General features: G+C 73.3%; 12 protein-coding genes and 1 pseudogene. 3 read left to right on the forward strand and 10 right to left on the reverse strand.

The window, feature by feature from the left end; all coding sequences use genetic code 11:
* Window positions 1-72: 72 nt before the first annotated feature.
* On the reverse strand, window positions 73-816 hold the full coding sequence (locus NAEX_RS06255) for an FHA domain-containing protein (protein ID WP_096326599.1): 744 nt from the start codon (window positions 814-816) through the stop codon (window positions 73-75).
* Window positions 817-1,111: 295 nt separating this feature from the next.
* On the opposite strand from NAEX_RS06255, the gene NAEX_RS06260 reads away from it, so the two are divergent.
* On the forward strand, window positions 1,112-2,650 hold the full coding sequence (locus tag NAEX_RS06260) for a M23 family metallopeptidase (protein ID WP_096326600.1): 1,539 nt from the start codon (window positions 1,112-1,114) through the stop codon (window positions 2,648-2,650).
* 181 nt (window positions 2,651-2,831) lie between these two features.
* Here NAEX_RS06260 and NAEX_RS06265 read toward each other — a convergent pair whose 3' ends face one another.
* The 6 genes and pseudogenes from NAEX_RS06265 to NAEX_RS06295 all read right to left on the reverse strand — a co-directional run bounded on the left by NAEX_RS06265 (window position 2,832) and on the right by NAEX_RS06295 (window position 7,680).
* Window positions 2,832-4,145: an erythromycin esterase family protein gene (locus NAEX_RS06265; protein WP_096326601.1), complete on the reverse strand. Its 1,314-nt coding sequence runs from the start codon at window positions 4,143-4,145 to the stop codon at window positions 2,832-2,834.
* A 314-nt stretch (window positions 4,146-4,459) separates the two neighbouring features.
* Window positions 4,460-4,780: pseudogene (locus tag NAEX_RS06270) on the reverse strand (TUGYCR motif thioredoxin fold (seleno)protein); the annotation flags it as partial.
* Between the two features lie 12 nt (window positions 4,781-4,792).
* Window positions 4,793-5,239, reverse strand: coding sequence for a hypothetical protein (locus NAEX_RS47390; protein ID WP_143140856.1), 447 nt, complete (start codon window positions 5,237-5,239; stop codon window positions 4,793-4,795).
* 22 nt (window positions 5,240-5,261) lie between these two features.
* A complete protein-coding gene (locus NAEX_RS06285; protein ID WP_096326605.1) occupies window positions 5,262-6,038 on the reverse strand; it encodes a sterol desaturase family protein in 777 nt (258 codons plus the stop codon).
* Between the two features lie 168 nt (window positions 6,039-6,206).
* The gene (locus NAEX_RS06290) at window positions 6,207-6,830 is read right to left on the reverse strand and encodes a hypothetical protein (RefSeq protein ID WP_245913628.1); all 624 of its coding nucleotides are present in this window, start codon (window positions 6,828-6,830) and stop codon (window positions 6,207-6,209) included.
* A 16-nt stretch (window positions 6,831-6,846) separates the two neighbouring features.
* Window positions 6,847-7,680: a hypothetical protein gene (locus NAEX_RS06295; RefSeq protein WP_143140855.1), complete on the reverse strand. Its 834-nt coding sequence runs from the start codon at window positions 7,678-7,680 to the stop codon at window positions 6,847-6,849.
* 206 nt (window positions 7,681-7,886) lie between these two features.
* Between NAEX_RS06295 and NAEX_RS06300 the strand changes: the two genes are divergently transcribed.
* Window positions 7,887-10,463 carry a TIM-barrel domain-containing protein gene (locus NAEX_RS06300; protein ID WP_096326607.1) on the forward strand — a complete coding sequence of 859 codons (2,577 nt, stop codon included), beginning with the start codon at window positions 7,887-7,889 and terminating at the stop codon, window positions 10,461-10,463.
* Between the two features lie 3 nt (window positions 10,464-10,466).
* On the opposite strand, the gene NAEX_RS06305 is transcribed toward NAEX_RS06300, so the two are convergent.
* Window positions 10,467-10,916: a hypothetical protein gene (locus NAEX_RS06305; protein ID WP_096326608.1), complete on the reverse strand. Its 450-nt coding sequence runs from the start codon at window positions 10,914-10,916 to the stop codon at window positions 10,467-10,469.
* A 70-nt stretch (window positions 10,917-10,986) separates the two neighbouring features.
* Window positions 10,987-11,664, reverse strand: coding sequence for a sterol desaturase family protein (locus NAEX_RS06310; RefSeq protein ID WP_096326609.1), 678 nt, complete (start codon window positions 11,662-11,664; stop codon window positions 10,987-10,989).
* 284 nt (window positions 11,665-11,948) lie between these two features.
* On the opposite strand from NAEX_RS06310, the gene NAEX_RS06315 reads away from it, so the two are divergent.
* On the forward strand, window positions 11,949-12,680 hold the full coding sequence (locus NAEX_RS06315; protein WP_143140854.1) for a hypothetical protein: 732 nt from the start codon (window positions 11,949-11,951) through the stop codon (window positions 12,678-12,680).
* Here the strand turns inward: NAEX_RS06315 and NAEX_RS06320 are convergent.
* On the reverse strand, window positions 12,655-14,367 hold the full coding sequence (locus NAEX_RS06320; protein WP_143140853.1) for a hypothetical protein: 1,713 nt from the start codon (window positions 14,365-14,367) through the stop codon (window positions 12,655-12,657). The two genes, NAEX_RS06315 and NAEX_RS06320, sit on opposite strands and share 26 nt — an antisense overlap.
* Between the last annotated feature and the right edge of the window lie 279 nt (window positions 14,368-14,646).

The following is a 14,646-nucleotide window of genomic DNA, read 5'->3' on the forward strand; positions in this document are numbered from 1 at the left end:
GTCACGGGCCCGACCGTCGCCCGCGGTCGACGAGTCGCGGGTCGGCGGCCTCGACGGCCACGAACCGGTCGCTCACAGCCGCGACGACGTCAGCTGCCGCTCGATCTCGTCGCCCGTCCTGGCCCCGGCCGGGAACAGCCGCGACGTCAGGTAGACGATGTCCTGCACGACCCGCCAGGTCGACTCCTCGACCCGCGTGGTCGTCTCGAGCAGCGTCACCGGCTCGGCGGTGCGCGACGGCAGGAGGCGCAGGGTGATGCCGTCGGGCGCCGCGTCGGCGCGCAGCAGCGGGAACGCGGCGGTGCTCCACACGTACGACTCGGCGCCGCGGGCCAGGCCGGAGCGGCCGGTGCTGTCGTCGCGCCAGAACACCGTCGCGCCCTTGGGGCCGGCCAGCAGCACGCCGCGGACCTCGAACGGCAGGCTCTCGCGGCGGCGCAGGTCGGCCGCCTGCGCGGCGATCTGCAGCGGGCCCGGGTCGACGGTGATGACGCGCAGGTCGTCGAGGTGCAGCTCGGTCAGCGGCGCCGGGCTCAGCGAGCAGCGCACGGTGATGTCTTCGGCGAGCACGAACACGTCGCCGTCCTCGATGCGGTAGTTGGTGACCTTGCAGCCGCGCAGCTCGAGCCCGGTGGTCGAGTGCTGGTCGACCATGTAAAAGTTCTCGCCGCGGCGTTCGACGCGGCAGTGCTTGCGCGAGACGGAGCCGCTGCGGATCGGGAGGTCGTTGTCGCGGGTGCGGCCGATCGTGAACACGTCGGTGCCGACGCCGATCCGCCGTCCGGCGCACGTCAACACGAGCGGGATGTTCGCCATTGGTCGGGATGCTAAGCCAACCCGGGGCCTCGCGGGGCGCGCGGCGCTCGTGAACTAGCGCGTGGTCTCGCCCGGATCATGCGCGGCCACGAGCCACGAGTCCGCATCCTCGGGCGTGCGGCGGAGCGCGCAGTCACGCGCTGTCAAATTCGTCTCGCGGACGTCGCCCCGCGAGCTCGCGAGCGGCGCGACCTGCACAGTTATTCAGCCCGCGCGAGCCCGTGGGCGGCCAGCTACGGCCCCGAATTCCCCGAAATGTTGCCCCCGCGGCGCCCGATCTGATAGCGCCGCCCTGGTGCGCAGCAGCAAGAACCGCCGGACGGCCACGGGCCGGCGCAGGACCTCTCGGCGGACCGAGGGCCTGCGCGCGTGGCTCGGCCTGCAGACGTCCGGCCGCCCGGCGACGCGGATGACCCGCAACCGGCGGATGACCGAGGAGCAGCGGCAGAAGGCCGCCAGGGCCTACGTCGACCCGGTCGAGCGGAAGACCCGCAACCGCACCATCGCGCTGCTGATGCTGCTCGCGGTCGTCAATCTCTACGTGTTCGTGTGGCGCGAGGGCACCAGCGTGCTCGAGCTCGGCGCCCCGCGGGCCGCCGCCATCGTCGAGCACGACGACCGCGGCCACGGCCCGCTCGGCGCCTTCGCCGAGCCGCCCGAGACCGCCTGCAGCGGCGACCCCGTGCGGATCTTCGAGGGCCTGCACGACCAGATCCACCAGGCCACCACGCTCGACAAGGGCCGCACGCTGCGCCTCGCGCTGCTCGAGCTCGGCGTCGCCGCGACCGAGATCGACGCGCTCGAGGCCGCCCTGCGCCCGACCATCGACCTCGGCCTGGTCGCCGGGACAGGTGCCCCGCTGCGCCTCGCCACCGACCGCCACGGCGCGATCCTCGCGGTGGAGATCGAGCAAGCCGAGGGTCGCCTGCTGCAGGCCTGCCGCGCCGGCGGACAGGCCGGCATCACGGTCCGCGCGATCCAGCACCCGCCGGTCAGCGACGTCGTCGCCGTCCACCTCGAGCTCGGGCCCGACGCCGACCTGCGCGCCGCCGTGGTCGAGGCCGGCGAGCGACCTGAACTCGCGGACAGGATCGCCGCGGCGCTGGCGTTCGAGGTCGACCTGGTCGCCGACGCCCGCCCGCGCGACCGCATCGACCTCGTCATCGAGCGCCGCTTCCTCGGCAAGCAGTTCCACCGCTACGGCAGCCTGCTGGCGGTCCGCTTCCGCGGCGAGGCCGGCCGCTTCGCCGCCTTCCGCTTCCAGACCGGCGGCGGTCAGGCGGCCTACTTCGACGCCGAGGGCAAGCCGGTGCGCCGCACCCTGCTGCGCTCGCCGCTGGCCTTCCACGCGCTCCAGCCCGGCGCCCGCGCGATGATGCCGCCCTCGGTCGAGGTCGTGGCCGGCCGCGCCGGCGCGCTCTACCGCCGCCCCGAGGGCGCCCCCGTGGTCGCGCTCGGCGACGGCGTGGTCCGCTCGCTCGGCGAGCAGGGCGACGCCGGCCTGGTCCTCGAGCTCGCCCACGAGGACGGCACGGTCGCCCGCTACGCCCACCTCTCGCGCACGATGGGCGACCTCCGCCCCGGCCAGCCGGTGCGCCAGGGCCAGCTCGTCGGCCTCGCCGGCCACACCGGCAAGACCGCGACCGACCGCGTCCGCCTCGAGCTGTGGCGCGAGGAGCACGGCGAGGCCACGGTGCTCGACCCGCTGCTGCTGTCCGCCGGCGGCGACCGTCGCCCCGCCGTGGTCGGCGCCCCGCTCAAGGGCACCGCGCTCGAGCGCTTCAAGGTCGAGATCGCCCCGTGGCAGAAGGCCCTGCGCGAGACCCCGGGCTGACCGTTCGTGCCTGTTCGCAGAGGCATGCTCTCCAGGACATGCCCCTCGTGACATGCCCTCGACGGCATGTCCTGAAGGCCACTCCTGCCCTCGCTGCCGCCGTGCGGAGCGGGCGGACGCGAGCACGGCAGTCGGCCGCTGCGCCGCGCTCGCGCGGGCAGGTGACGCCGCGCCCGGCCGCTCACAGGGCCGCGCGGCGGCTGCCCGGCTCGGCGCCGACGGCCGGCCGCGAATACGGCGCCTGCGGCACGAACGCGACGTGCACGAGCACGTCGTAGTCGCGCTGCGGGACCACCGTCGACCAGCCCGGCCGGGCCTGGTCGAACAGCCCGTCGGCGTAGGCGCGCGTCCAGTGCTCCTCGCGCAGGTAGCGGGCCAGCGAGCCCTGACCCGCCGCAGCCGCCTGCACGTCGAGCGCGTAGCCGCGGCCTGGCCGGCGCAGCGCCGCCTCGAGGGTGCCCGGCGGCGCCCACATGCGCTGCCGCTGGGCCAGGTAGGTCGTGCTGTCGAAGGTCGTGTGGACGACCGCGTAGTCGGCCCCGAAGCGCGCGTGCAGCCGCCCGCCCATGTCGGAGGGCGACGCCCGGTGGGTGTCCTCGTTGTCGGCCAGCACGACGACGCGCGCGTCGGGCCGCTGCTCCGCCAGCCACGCCACCGTGTCGGCCATGACCCGGCCGCGCTGCGCTCGCGGCGTGCTGCCCGTGTCGCCGTACGCGTCGACGCGCCGCTCGGCCAGCCACACCAGCCGCAGCGCGACCGCGTGGCTCGCCGCCCCGTGCGCGGCGACCTGCGCCTCGCGCCGCGCCAGCAAGCGGGCCCGCAGCTCGGCCAGACCGGCGCGCGCCTCGGCCACGTGCCCCGGCGTGCGCCGGCTCGGCACCGTCAGCGCCCGCACCGGCGCCAGCAGGCCCGGCACGCTCGCCGCGAACTCGGGGTCGAGGTCGACGAAGTACGCCGCCAGCGGGTCGAGCCCGCGCGCGTCGAGGCAGCCGTCGACGCCGGCGATCTGGATCGCCCGCTGGGGCGCGACGAACTGGTTGTGCTCGCGGATCCACGCCAGCAGCGGCCGGTACGAGCCGGCCGCGTCGAAGGCGTGCGGATCGAAGCGATCGGGGTCGGGCGGGTTCCAGGTCCCGCGGCCCCAGGCGTCGAGCTCGAGGCCGTCGACGAAGCAGACGTCGAGCGCGACCACCAGCGGCGCCGCGTCGGCGGCCGCGCGCTCGACCATCGCCTGCATCAAGCGGTGGAACAGCGCGAGCCCCTGCCCCGGCTCGCCGACCCCGACCACGCGAGCGCCCCGGGTCATCGCCCACACCGGCCCCACGTCGAGCGCCCCGTCGCCGGCGACGATCGCCCGCGCCTGCGCGTCGAGCTCGCGGCTGATCGCGTCCTGCTCGGGCGCCCAGGTGTGGACCTCGTCGCGCCACGGCGTGCAGCCGGCGATCGTGGCGCCCCACAGACAGACAGCAGCGACCGACCCGCGGAGCTTCGCCATGACGTCCTGTCCTCGCGTCACCACGCTAGCACCGCACCCGCGGCCGATCAGCCCGCGTCATCGTACGACCGCCGGTCGCCCGCCGCGCCGCGCACGGTCGTCGGCGCCGCGAGGGCTGCGACCGCCGTTCAGACGCGTGCGTCCGCGAGGGCTGCGGCCCCCGCCGCCCGCTTTGCAGGGAACGGGCGACGCCGCGAGGGCGCGCCGTCCGCCGCCCGGCGGCGACCCGGCCAGCCCGAGGCGCGAGCGTGCCCGCCGACCGACCGCTCGCGCGCAGCGGCACATGGCCCTTCGGACATGTCCCAGGTACCAGCTCACATCATCGCCGCGTCGAGGAGCATCCCCTTGAGCGCCTCGTACTCGCCCATCATCGACAGGTCGTGCTCGGTCAGGTTGAACACGCCGACGGGCGCGCCGTCGCGGTCGAGGATGATGACGTCGCGGTAGACCACCTCCCACTGGGTCCAGGCGTCGACCTCGGCGACGTCTTGCAGCAGCGGGATGAAGCGGCCGCTCACCATCTGCGGGATCCCGGACTCGAAGCCGATCCCGTTCACGCCCAGCAGCGCGATCCCCAGGTCGGGGAATTCGCCGTTGAGCTCGATCTGCAGGTCGTTCAGGTAGCCGAACTGGCTACGGCAATAGCCTCAAGTCGCGTGGGCGAAGTACCAGCCCGACACCTGCCCCGCGTAGTCGCTGCGGGCCCGCGTCTGCTCGTAGGTCGCCGAGTTGGGGTTCACGTCGACGAGCGCCCAGTCGGGCGCGGGCCCGGCCGGCTCGCCGGTGGTGTCGGTGTCGGTGTCGCCGGTCGTCGTCGTCGTCGTCGAGGTCGAGGTCGAGGTCGTCGCCACCGGCCCGGTCGTCGGCTCGCCGGTCGTCGGCTCCTCGCCGGTGCTGGACGTCGAGACAGGTCCGGAAGTACCTGTCCCTGCGGTCATGCCGGTGCTGCCCGTCGTCGGCTCGCCGGTCTCGCTCTCCGAGCCGCCCGTGGTCGAGTCGGTCTGCCCGCCCGAGCTGGCCGTCGAGTCCGAGCCGCCTCCGGGGCAGCCCGCGAGCGCGAGCGCGCACAAGTAGAAGGATGGTCGTCGGTTCACGCCGCCAGGCTATCACCGTTCGTCAGGCCTGCGGCTCCGTCTTCCCGTGGTGACGCAGCGGCTTGCCCGCCATCACCTGGTCGTAGGCGGGCACCCAGTCGGGCCACTCGGTCCCGGCCAGCCGGTCCATGAAGGTCGAGCCGAACCCGAAGTGCTTCGTGAAGCGCGCGTGATGCAGCGCGTGGAACGTATACGGATGCGCGAACCACACCGTCGGGCTGCGCGTCAGCGCCGGCGGCCCGAGCTCGACGTTGGCGTGGCCGATGACGTTGCCGAACACGTTGTAGAACAGGTACACGAAGTAGCCGATCAGGCTGACCGGGGCGACATGTCCCAAAAGCCAGGGAACGCCGACGTACCCGAGCGCCCACCCCAGCGCCTCGACCGTCGACACCGATTGGGCGCTCCACGGCGTCGTCACCCGCGACAGGTGGTGGTGCCGGTGGAACCGCATCAGCGGCCGCGTGTGCAGCAGCCGGTGCAGCGCGTAGAAGTAGACGTCGAACACCACGCCGCACAAAAAGAAGCTGATCACCGCCCAGCCCGGCGAGTCGGGCCCCCACACGATCCACCGCCCCTGCAGCGCCAGCGCCAGCGCGGCGGGGATCAGCAAGCAGAAGCGGACGTTGGCCCGGATCTCCCGCGCCACCTGTCCCTCGGGCATCGCGTCGCCCTGGATCCGCTTGCCCGCCGGCGCCCGCTCGGCCGCGCGTCCGAGCCCCACCGTCAGCAGCGTGACCGCAGCGTGCGCGAACACCAGCACCACGAACCAGTCGAGGAAGGTCCCGAGGTCGAACACCCGGCCATCTTGCCACCCCTCCGCCCGCCCGGCGCGGCTGCGACCGCGTGACTCAACCTCCGCCGGCCCTGCGCGGCCGTTCCTCGGCCCCGCGGGCGCGAAGCGGGGCGGAACCCGGTTCACCGCGAGGGCGCGCGCCCGACCTGCCTGCCGCGCCCGCGGCGAATCTCAATACCCCTCGGGGATCTTGCCGTTCAAGAAGTGAATGGTATTCGGCTCGCGCCGGCGCGACCACAGCGCCTCGATCGGGCTGTCGGCTGTCCCTCGGGACAGCCCCTCCTCGGTCGACCACGTCGGCACCTCGCCGGCGCGCAGGCTGTGCAGCCCGCTCTGCCACACGCCGATGATGTACGTGTGCCCGGCCGCGCGCCCGCCGAAGAAGTCGGTGAAGCGGCGGGCGAACTCCTGCCCGCGCACCGCCCCGAACGCCTCGCAGGTGCGGAACCACCACAGGTGATCGGGCACCATGCGCTCGCGGATCGCCGCGAGCTTGCGGTGCAGCGGGTGCGTCGGCAGCAGCGCGTCGGCGGTCAGCCCCTTGCGGTCGACGAACAGCTCGCCCCAGTGCCCGTGCCCCCAGTACTGGATCTCCGCGATCGGGCGGTCCGGGTGGGTCGTCGCCAGCCACTCGAGCCCGTCCTCCCAGCACGTCACCCCGAGCGTCGCGTCGAACCGCGACAGCCCGCGGTACAGGTGGGAGCCGGCCCACCACGCGTGCGACAGCCCCGGCCGCAGGCGCTTCCCGGTACACGTGCGGTCGAAGAGCATCAGGCGCAGCGGAGCGGAGCGCATCGCCGACAGTGTAGCCTCAACGCGCGCCGAACCGACCGACCAGGCTCAGGCCGCCCGGGCCCGGCTGCACCTGCAGCGACAGCTGCCCGCGCCGCTGGCGACCGAGGCGGAGGTCGCGGGCGCCGAGCGCCAGCAGCGGCGCGCCCGCGGCCACGCCGACGGCCGCCAGCACCGCGCCCGCCGCCAGCATCTGGCTGCCCTGCACGTCGAGCGCGCGCAGCGGCGACAGGTCGACCGGCAGCTCGGCCTCCAGCACCGGCGCGATCGTCTCGTCGAAGCGGCGCTTGTAGGTCGCCCCGCCGAGCGCGAGCCCCCCGCCGAGCGCGGCCACGACCATCATCGCCCCGCCCGCGATCAGCTCGCGGCGGCCGCGGCGGATCTGGCGGTCCGCCGCGCGCCGGTCGGCGCGGACCCGCCGGATCTCCGCGCGCCGCTCCGCCACCGACAGCTGCAGCGACTCCGCCTCGGCGTGGACCCGCGCGACCTCGCCCGCGCCGATCCGCGGCGCCGGCGGCATGTCGGCCAGCGCCACCGCCTCGCGGGCGTGGAACGCCGCGCGGTCGAGGGTCGCCGTCGACGTCTGCACTTTGAGCCATGTCCTCGCGGCCATGATGTGAATCCACGGGTCTTGCGTGTCCCACGCCTGGCCGCTGAGCCAGCGCGCGCAGTGCTCGACGCCCTGGATCGCCTCGAGCTCGCCGATCCGGGCGACCAACGCGTCGCGCTCGGCCGCCGCCGCGATCAGCGGGTCGTCCGGCTTGCTCGCCTGCTGCACCCGGCGCGGCGCCTTGGGCGTGGCCGAGGCGGGCAGCGGCGCGAGGAACGACGCGACGCACACGAATGCGAGCACGGGGCGGCGATACGCGAGCGACATGCGAACCTCCGGGAATGACCCATCGTTCAGGATGACGTGGCCGCATGCGCCGACAACCGGCCCTGCGCTCGCCTGTGCGAGCCCCCACGAGCCGGACCGCTGCGGCACACCAGCCCACGCGGGCGCACGATCGCGGTGGACAGCGAGCCGGACGCACCGTCATCCTGCGACCATCGCCCCGCATGCCGACGCGACGCGCCCTCCGAACCTCGCCGCTCCCGCTCCTCTCGCTCGCGTGCGCCGTCGCCTGCGGCGGCGCGCCGGCCGACGACGCCGGCGCCACCGACAGCGACACCGACCCGACCACCGGCGCCACCACCGATTCGTCGACCGCGCCGACCACCAGCGGCACGACCGCCTGGGAGGAGGAGTCCGAAAGCGAGCCCGAGCAGCCGGTCACCGTCGAGTGGTCCGAGCTCGAGCTCCGGCTCGTGCGCGGCGGCGACGTCCTCCTGCGCTTCCCGGCCGACGGCTTCCAGCTCGGCGTGGTCGCGGCGCTCGACGACGGCTCCTCCTACGACCCGTTCTTCCTCGCGCCCGACCAGTGGCTCACCGTCACCGCCGCCGAGGCGCTCGGAGGCGACGCCGCGGTCGACGTGCGCCTGTCCTTCGGGACAGACGTCCACGCGCGCCTGACCGTCGCCGAGGCCGCGCCGGGGCGGTTCGCCGCCAGCCTGGTCCCCGAGCCCGGCGGACCTGTCCTCGCGTACATGCGCCTGCGCCCGGTCGTCGACCCGGCGGAGGGCTTTTATGGCCTCGGCGAGTACTTCGACGCCGCCGAGCACCGCGGGCGCGTGCGGGCGATGCAGCTCGAGTACGACCCGCAGATCGAGAGCCAGTACAACGAGGCCCACGTGCCGGTCCCGTTCATCACCGGCACGCGCGGCTGGGGCCTGTTCGTCGAGGATCCGCACGCGGCGGTGTTCGACGTCGCCGCCGCCGCCGCCGACCGCGTCGAGGCCACCTTCGGCACCGGCCCCGACACCGCCGGCGGCCTCGCCTTCCACCTCTACGCCGCCAACCACCCGCTCGACGTCACGAGGCATTACTACGCCACCACCGGCGCGCCGAAGCTGCCGGCCCCGTGGGCGCTGGGCCCGTGGATCTGGCGCGACGAGAACGACGACCAGGCCCAGGTCGAGGACGACATCGCCACCATCCGCGAGCTCGACCTGGCGACCTCCGCGATCTGGATCGACCGCCCCTACCAGAGCGCCGTCGGCGTGTTCGACTGGAGCCCGACCCGGTTCCCCGACCCGCAGGCGATGATCGCCCAGATCCACGCCCTCGGCCTCCGCCTCGCCCTGTGGCACGTGCCCTACGTCGACGACGACCCGGCCGCCGCGGCCATGCGCGCCGAGGCCGAGGCGAACGAGTTCTTCCCGCTCGAGGTCGGCCTCGTCACCTCGGACTGGGGCGAGCCGCTCGACCTCACCAACCCCGCCGCGTTCGAATGGTGGCAGGACCACATCCGCGAATACACCGACCACGGCGTCGACGGCTTCAAGCTCGACTACGCCGAGGACATCACCGTCGGCCTCGGCGGCGCGCGCACGGTCTGGCAATTCGCCGACGGCAGCAGCGAGCGGACGATGCACAAGCTCTACCAATTGCTGTACCACCGCGCCTACGCCGAGCTGCTGCCGGAGTCCGGCGGCTTCTTGCTGTGCCGCGCCGGCACCTACGGCGACCAGCAGAACGTCAGCGTGATCTGGCCCGGCGACCTCGACGCCAACATGGCCGCCCACCGCGAGACGGTCGACGACGACGGCGAGTCGTACGTCGCCGTCGGCGGCCTCCCGGCCGCGCTCACCGCCTCGCTCAGCCTCGGCCCCAGCGGCTTCCCCTTCTTCGCCTCCGACACCGGCGGCTACCGCCACGCCCCGCCCGACCGCGAGACCTTCGTCCGCTGGTTCGAGTACACCGCGCTCACCCCGGTCATGCAGGTCGGCACCGGCTCGTCGGACGTCCCGTGGGAGTTCACCCCGGAGAACGGCCTCGACGACGAGAGCCTCGCCTGGTACCGCCAGTACGCCCGGCTGCACCTGCGCCTGTTCCCGTACGTGTGGACCTTCGCGCGCTCGCTCGCCGAGGGCGGCCGCCCGCTCCAGCGCCCGCTCGGCCTCGCCTACCCCGAGCTCGGCGTGCACCCGTCCGACACCTACTTGCTCGGCAACAACCTGCTGGTCGCGCCCGTGGTCGCGCGCGGGGCCACCTCGCGCAAGCTGTCCTTGCCGCCAGGTGCCTGGCTCGACTGGTGGACCGGCGAGGTCCTGGCGGGCGACGCCGACGTCACCGTCGACGCCCCGCTCGGCACGCTGCCGCTGTTCCTGCGCGTCGGCGGGATCGTGCCGATGCTGCGCCCGACCATCGACACCCTCGCCGAGACCACCGCGCCCGCCGTCGACTCGTTCGCCGCCGACCCCGGCATCCTGTACGCCCGCGTCGCCCCCGGCGCGGTCGCCAGCCGCTTCGACCTGTACGATGGGACAGCCCTGAAGCAGCGCCTCGGGAAGGCCGCGTTCCACCTCGAGGTCACCCCCGGCGACGTGTTCACGAGCGGCGTCGACGTCGAGATCCACGCCCTCGCCCCGATCGCCGCGGTCACCGTCGACGACGCCGCGCTCGCCCAGCGCGAAGACGCCGCCGCCCTCGACGCCGCCGCCGACGGGTGGATCTACACCGCCGACCTCGGCGGCACCCTGCGCGTCAAGCTCGGCTCCGGCGCGCACACCGTGGTGGCGACGCTGGCCGAATGAGCGCTACTTCGGGATGTAGATGTACGTCGGCTCGATCGCGACGAAGGTCTCCCACACCCCGTCGACGACCCCGAATTGCCCGTTGAACACGTGCCAGCCGCGCTCGGCCGGGCCGTCGTGCTCGTCGGGGCCGTCGTCGGCGCGCGCGAGCCAGTCCCAGGCGAGCGCGACCGCGGCCGCGAGCCCGAGCGGCGGATCGACCTGCCGGAGCCGCCATGGCCGACCGTCGAGCCCGCTCGCCCGGGGCGGCCGCGCGAACAACACCAGCGCCTCGCCGGCCTCGGCCACGTGCGCGACCCGGCCGTGCAGATCGCGGAATGCGATCGCCAGCGCGTGCATCAGCCCGTCGCGTCCGCTGGCCGTCACGTCGACCAGGAAGTGGCTCATCTGGCGCCCGTTGCGGTAGCCGTACTCGTACACGCGCTCGGGGATGGTCCTGAACGGGCCCGCCATGATCGCGGCGATTGTCGCATCGTCGGCGCCGCCGCCGCGACCGCCAGCGAGCCGAGCCTTCCCCCGCGCATCACCGCGCCATCGTCCCGCGCAGGCGGTCCCACAGCGTGCTGGTGACCCCGAGGTTCTCGCGCTGCATCCGGCGCGGGTCGTGGTGTCGCGCGTGGTGTTGCGCCAGCCGTTCGACGCCCGGCAGCCGGCGCAGGGGATGCGACGGCCGCAGGTGATAGGTGAGGTGCAGCGCCTCGTAGACCATCACGTAGAACACGCCCGTGGCGAGGAACAGACGTCCGACGTCGCCGCCGAACACGAGCCCCACGAGCAGCGCCGGCGGGCCCAGCGCCGCCGCCAGGGCGGGCAGCGCCCACCACGGGAACAGGATCGATCGAAAGTCGCGCGCCGAGCCGATCTCCATCGCCCCGTCGACGTAGAGCGAGTGGTGCGAGACCGTGTGCTTGTCGTAGAGCAACTGCAGCGGCGCCACCCGCCGGTGGAGCAAGTCGCGGTGAAACCGCCACTCGAGCGCGATCGAGAAGATCCACATGGCTGGTACTACGACCATGTCTTTCAGAGCAGGTCCTTCGAGACAGGCCACGCACCCCGCGATCACCGCCGCCCCGCACACGAACGGGGCCGCCAGGTGCCGCCACGGCCGGTACGAGGCCGGCAGGCCGGCGTGGTAGCGCGCCCGCGCAGCGGCCACGTGCGGCGGCACCTCGCCAATTTGCGGCTCGTACGGCCCCGCCATCACATCGGACGCTAGCGGGGTCCCGACCTGCTGCCAAGTGCCCCCGGTCGCCTCCGGGTTTTGCGCAGCCCATCAAAAATCCGTTAGGGCCCGCCACCTGGTCGCAGAGCCTCGCACAGCCGCTTCCTCGCCCTCGGACCTCGCGTGCCGGCGATCACCCGCGCAGAGAGACGCGCCGCCCGTGGGGAACGCCGGTGCTCCCTGCCGGCGACGATCCCAGATCGACGCGCCGACGGTGACGCGCTCAAGTTGCACCGCCCGGGGAACGGGTCCATTACCGGGGCGTGCTACCGATCCTCCATATCCATGCAGGTGACTGCGCCGCCGGGTTCGCTCGCGAGATCGACCTGGAGGGCGAGGTGCTCGGTTGGCGCGACAGCGCCGCGGTCGGACCTTGCTCGCGCGAGCGCGGGCGGCACGTGTTCCTCCGCATGGCGTTCTGGCAGACCGACCTCGCCGAGATCCAGCGCGCCGAGGAGCTGCCGACCGACTGCGAGCGCGTGCTCTGGTTCGGCCCCGATCCGTGGGAGCAGCTGCAGCTCGTCGAGCTGCTCGCGTACATGTCCGATGGGCCATGTTCGATCGTGCCGCTGTCGCGGGCGGTCACCGAGCTGACCCGGAGCGAGCTGCACGCGGCGTTCGCCGCCCGCCGCAACGCCGAGTCGCTGCGCTTCTTCGCCGCGGCCTTGTGGTTCGACTTCTGCGACAACGACCCCGCGGGCATCGCCCTGCGCCTGCGCCGTGCGGCCAACGATCAGCGCCTGCCGCACCTCGGCGCGGCGATCCGCCGCGTCCTGCAGGACCGCAACGAGCACCGCACCGAGCGCGAGATCGAGAACCTGGTCCGCTCGGGGGTGTGGGAGCTGCCGGCCCTGCTCGAGGCCCTGCGCGCGCGCGAGCTCCCGGCCCACGGCGCGTGGTACGGCGACGTCGTGGTCGGCCGCCTGCGCGACGCCTGCACCATGCGCATGCAGGCGGCCAACGACTCGCTCAGTGCAGCGTCATCCCCGCCTTGAGCACGAGCCCGCGGTCCTCGGCGTACATCTCGTAGCCCGAGGGGCCGAACACCTTGTAGACGTCGAAGATCCCCGCGAGCTCGGGCTGGCCGGCCATCCCCATCACCGGCTCGAGCTGGCCCATGATCTTGGCCATGTCGTAGGCGAACAGCCCGAGCGGCGGGTCCTTGACCTCCGGCGCCGAGAGCAGCTTACCGACGGTGGACTCCGAGCCCGGCCCGATCGCCACGACGATGCCCGTCCCGGCCTTCGCCCCGTAGGCGATGCCGTTGACGAACGGCACCGTGCCGTCGGGCAGCGTCTTGACCGCCCCGTCGTCGCTGAACTCGTACGCCGCGATCGCCGACGTCTCGGCCTTGATCGCCTCGTAGACGGCGCGCGGATCGGCGGCCGCCAGCACCGCGTGGGCCGTGATCGACGACGGCAGAAAACCCGACATCTTGATGTCGGTCAGCACCAGGCTGCCGCCGCGCAGCCCCGGCACCCACTTCGGGATCGCCGAGGTTTCCTGCCCGATCTTCGCCGCGAAGTCGTTGAGCTCCGCCAGCTCGGGGCACTGATACGGCGACTTCGTCACCTCCTGCCCCTTGCGCAGCGCCCACTCGATCGCCTTGCCGACGTCGAAGCCGCCGCCCATGGCGAACACCGCCTCGTTGCGCAGCTCCTTCGTCAGACCCGGCACCGACGCGCGCAGCGCCTTGAAGTCCTGCGCCAGGTCGGAGCGCAGCTCGACCCCGAACACCGCCTCGAAGCCCTCGGCGCTCATCGTCTCGGTGCCGAACACCAGCATCGGCGCGATCGCTGCCAGGCCGCGGAACTCGTCCTTGCACACCTGCGTCAGCTGCGGCCACTTCTCCGCCATCTTCGGGGCCAGCGCCGCCAGGACCTCCTTGTTGAGCGGGTCGCCCTCGCCGAGGAGCGCCTCGGCGATCACCCGCGCGTCGACGTAGCCGACGTTGTGCTTGCCGAGCTGCCAGCTCGTCAGCAGGTCGCGCAGCTTGGGCGAGTCGGCCAGCGACCGCTCCGGCGCCGTCTTGCCGAACAGCAGCTCGAACACCTTGTCGGCCATCGCCGGCGGCGCGACGCCCATGACCAGCTCGTCGCTGACGATCGCCGCCGCGAACTTGATGTCGTCGTTGCCGCCGCACCAGTACTCGGCGTCGCCGAGCTTGCACACCGGGATGGTGACGTTGCCCGCCTGCTGCACGCGGCCCAGCAGGTCGCGCAGCGCCTGCGGGTCCTTCAGCGTCCAGCGCGCCGCCGGCAGCCCGCCGATGCCGTACAGCGCGGCGCGACCGTCGATGTCGATGCCCGTGCGATCGAGGCCGCCGTCCTTCATCACCGCCCGGAACTCGGCGAAGATCGCCTTCGCCAGCGGGCTCCACTCCTGGTCCATCGGCATCTGGTCGATCATCGGCCCGATGCGCTCCATCGCCGGGCCCATGCTCTTGTAGATCTTCTCGACCATCGGCCGCGCGGAGCCGCCGAAGCTGATGAAGGCGTAGGGCGTGTCGGCGGGGATCTTGGCGAGCAGCGCCTGCACGCCCGGATCTGCCAGCGCCGCAGCGGCCACCTGCTCGTTCGACTTGGTACAGCCCGCCACGCCGGCGACCGCCAACACCGTCGCCAACGCCGCCGCACGCCCGCACCCGATCGGCCAACGCAACCACTGCTTCGCTCGCGTCATTGAGCGGTCCTATCACCCTTCGCCTGGGCCGGCAAGCGCGAGCCCGCGCTGGAAGACCTGGGAACGGCCGCGAGCACGGGTTTGGCTGCAGGAGCCGCGCGCTCACGCAGGGAGCGGGCGCGTGATCATGCGAGTTCGAGGGCGGGCGAATCGCTCGTCTCGTTCGCGGCGCGCTCGTGGATTGGGCGCTGGCGGGGAGAGGCTTATGAGGGCTCGCTCTTGCGGGGCAGAGCCACGTAGAGGATGGCCTCGCGGCCATCCTCTACGTGGCGTGACGCC

It is taken from the genome of Nannocystis exedens, assembly GCF_002343915.1.
Classification (GTDB): domain Bacteria; phylum Myxococcota_A; class Polyangia; order Nannocystales; family Nannocystaceae; genus Nannocystis; species Nannocystis exedens.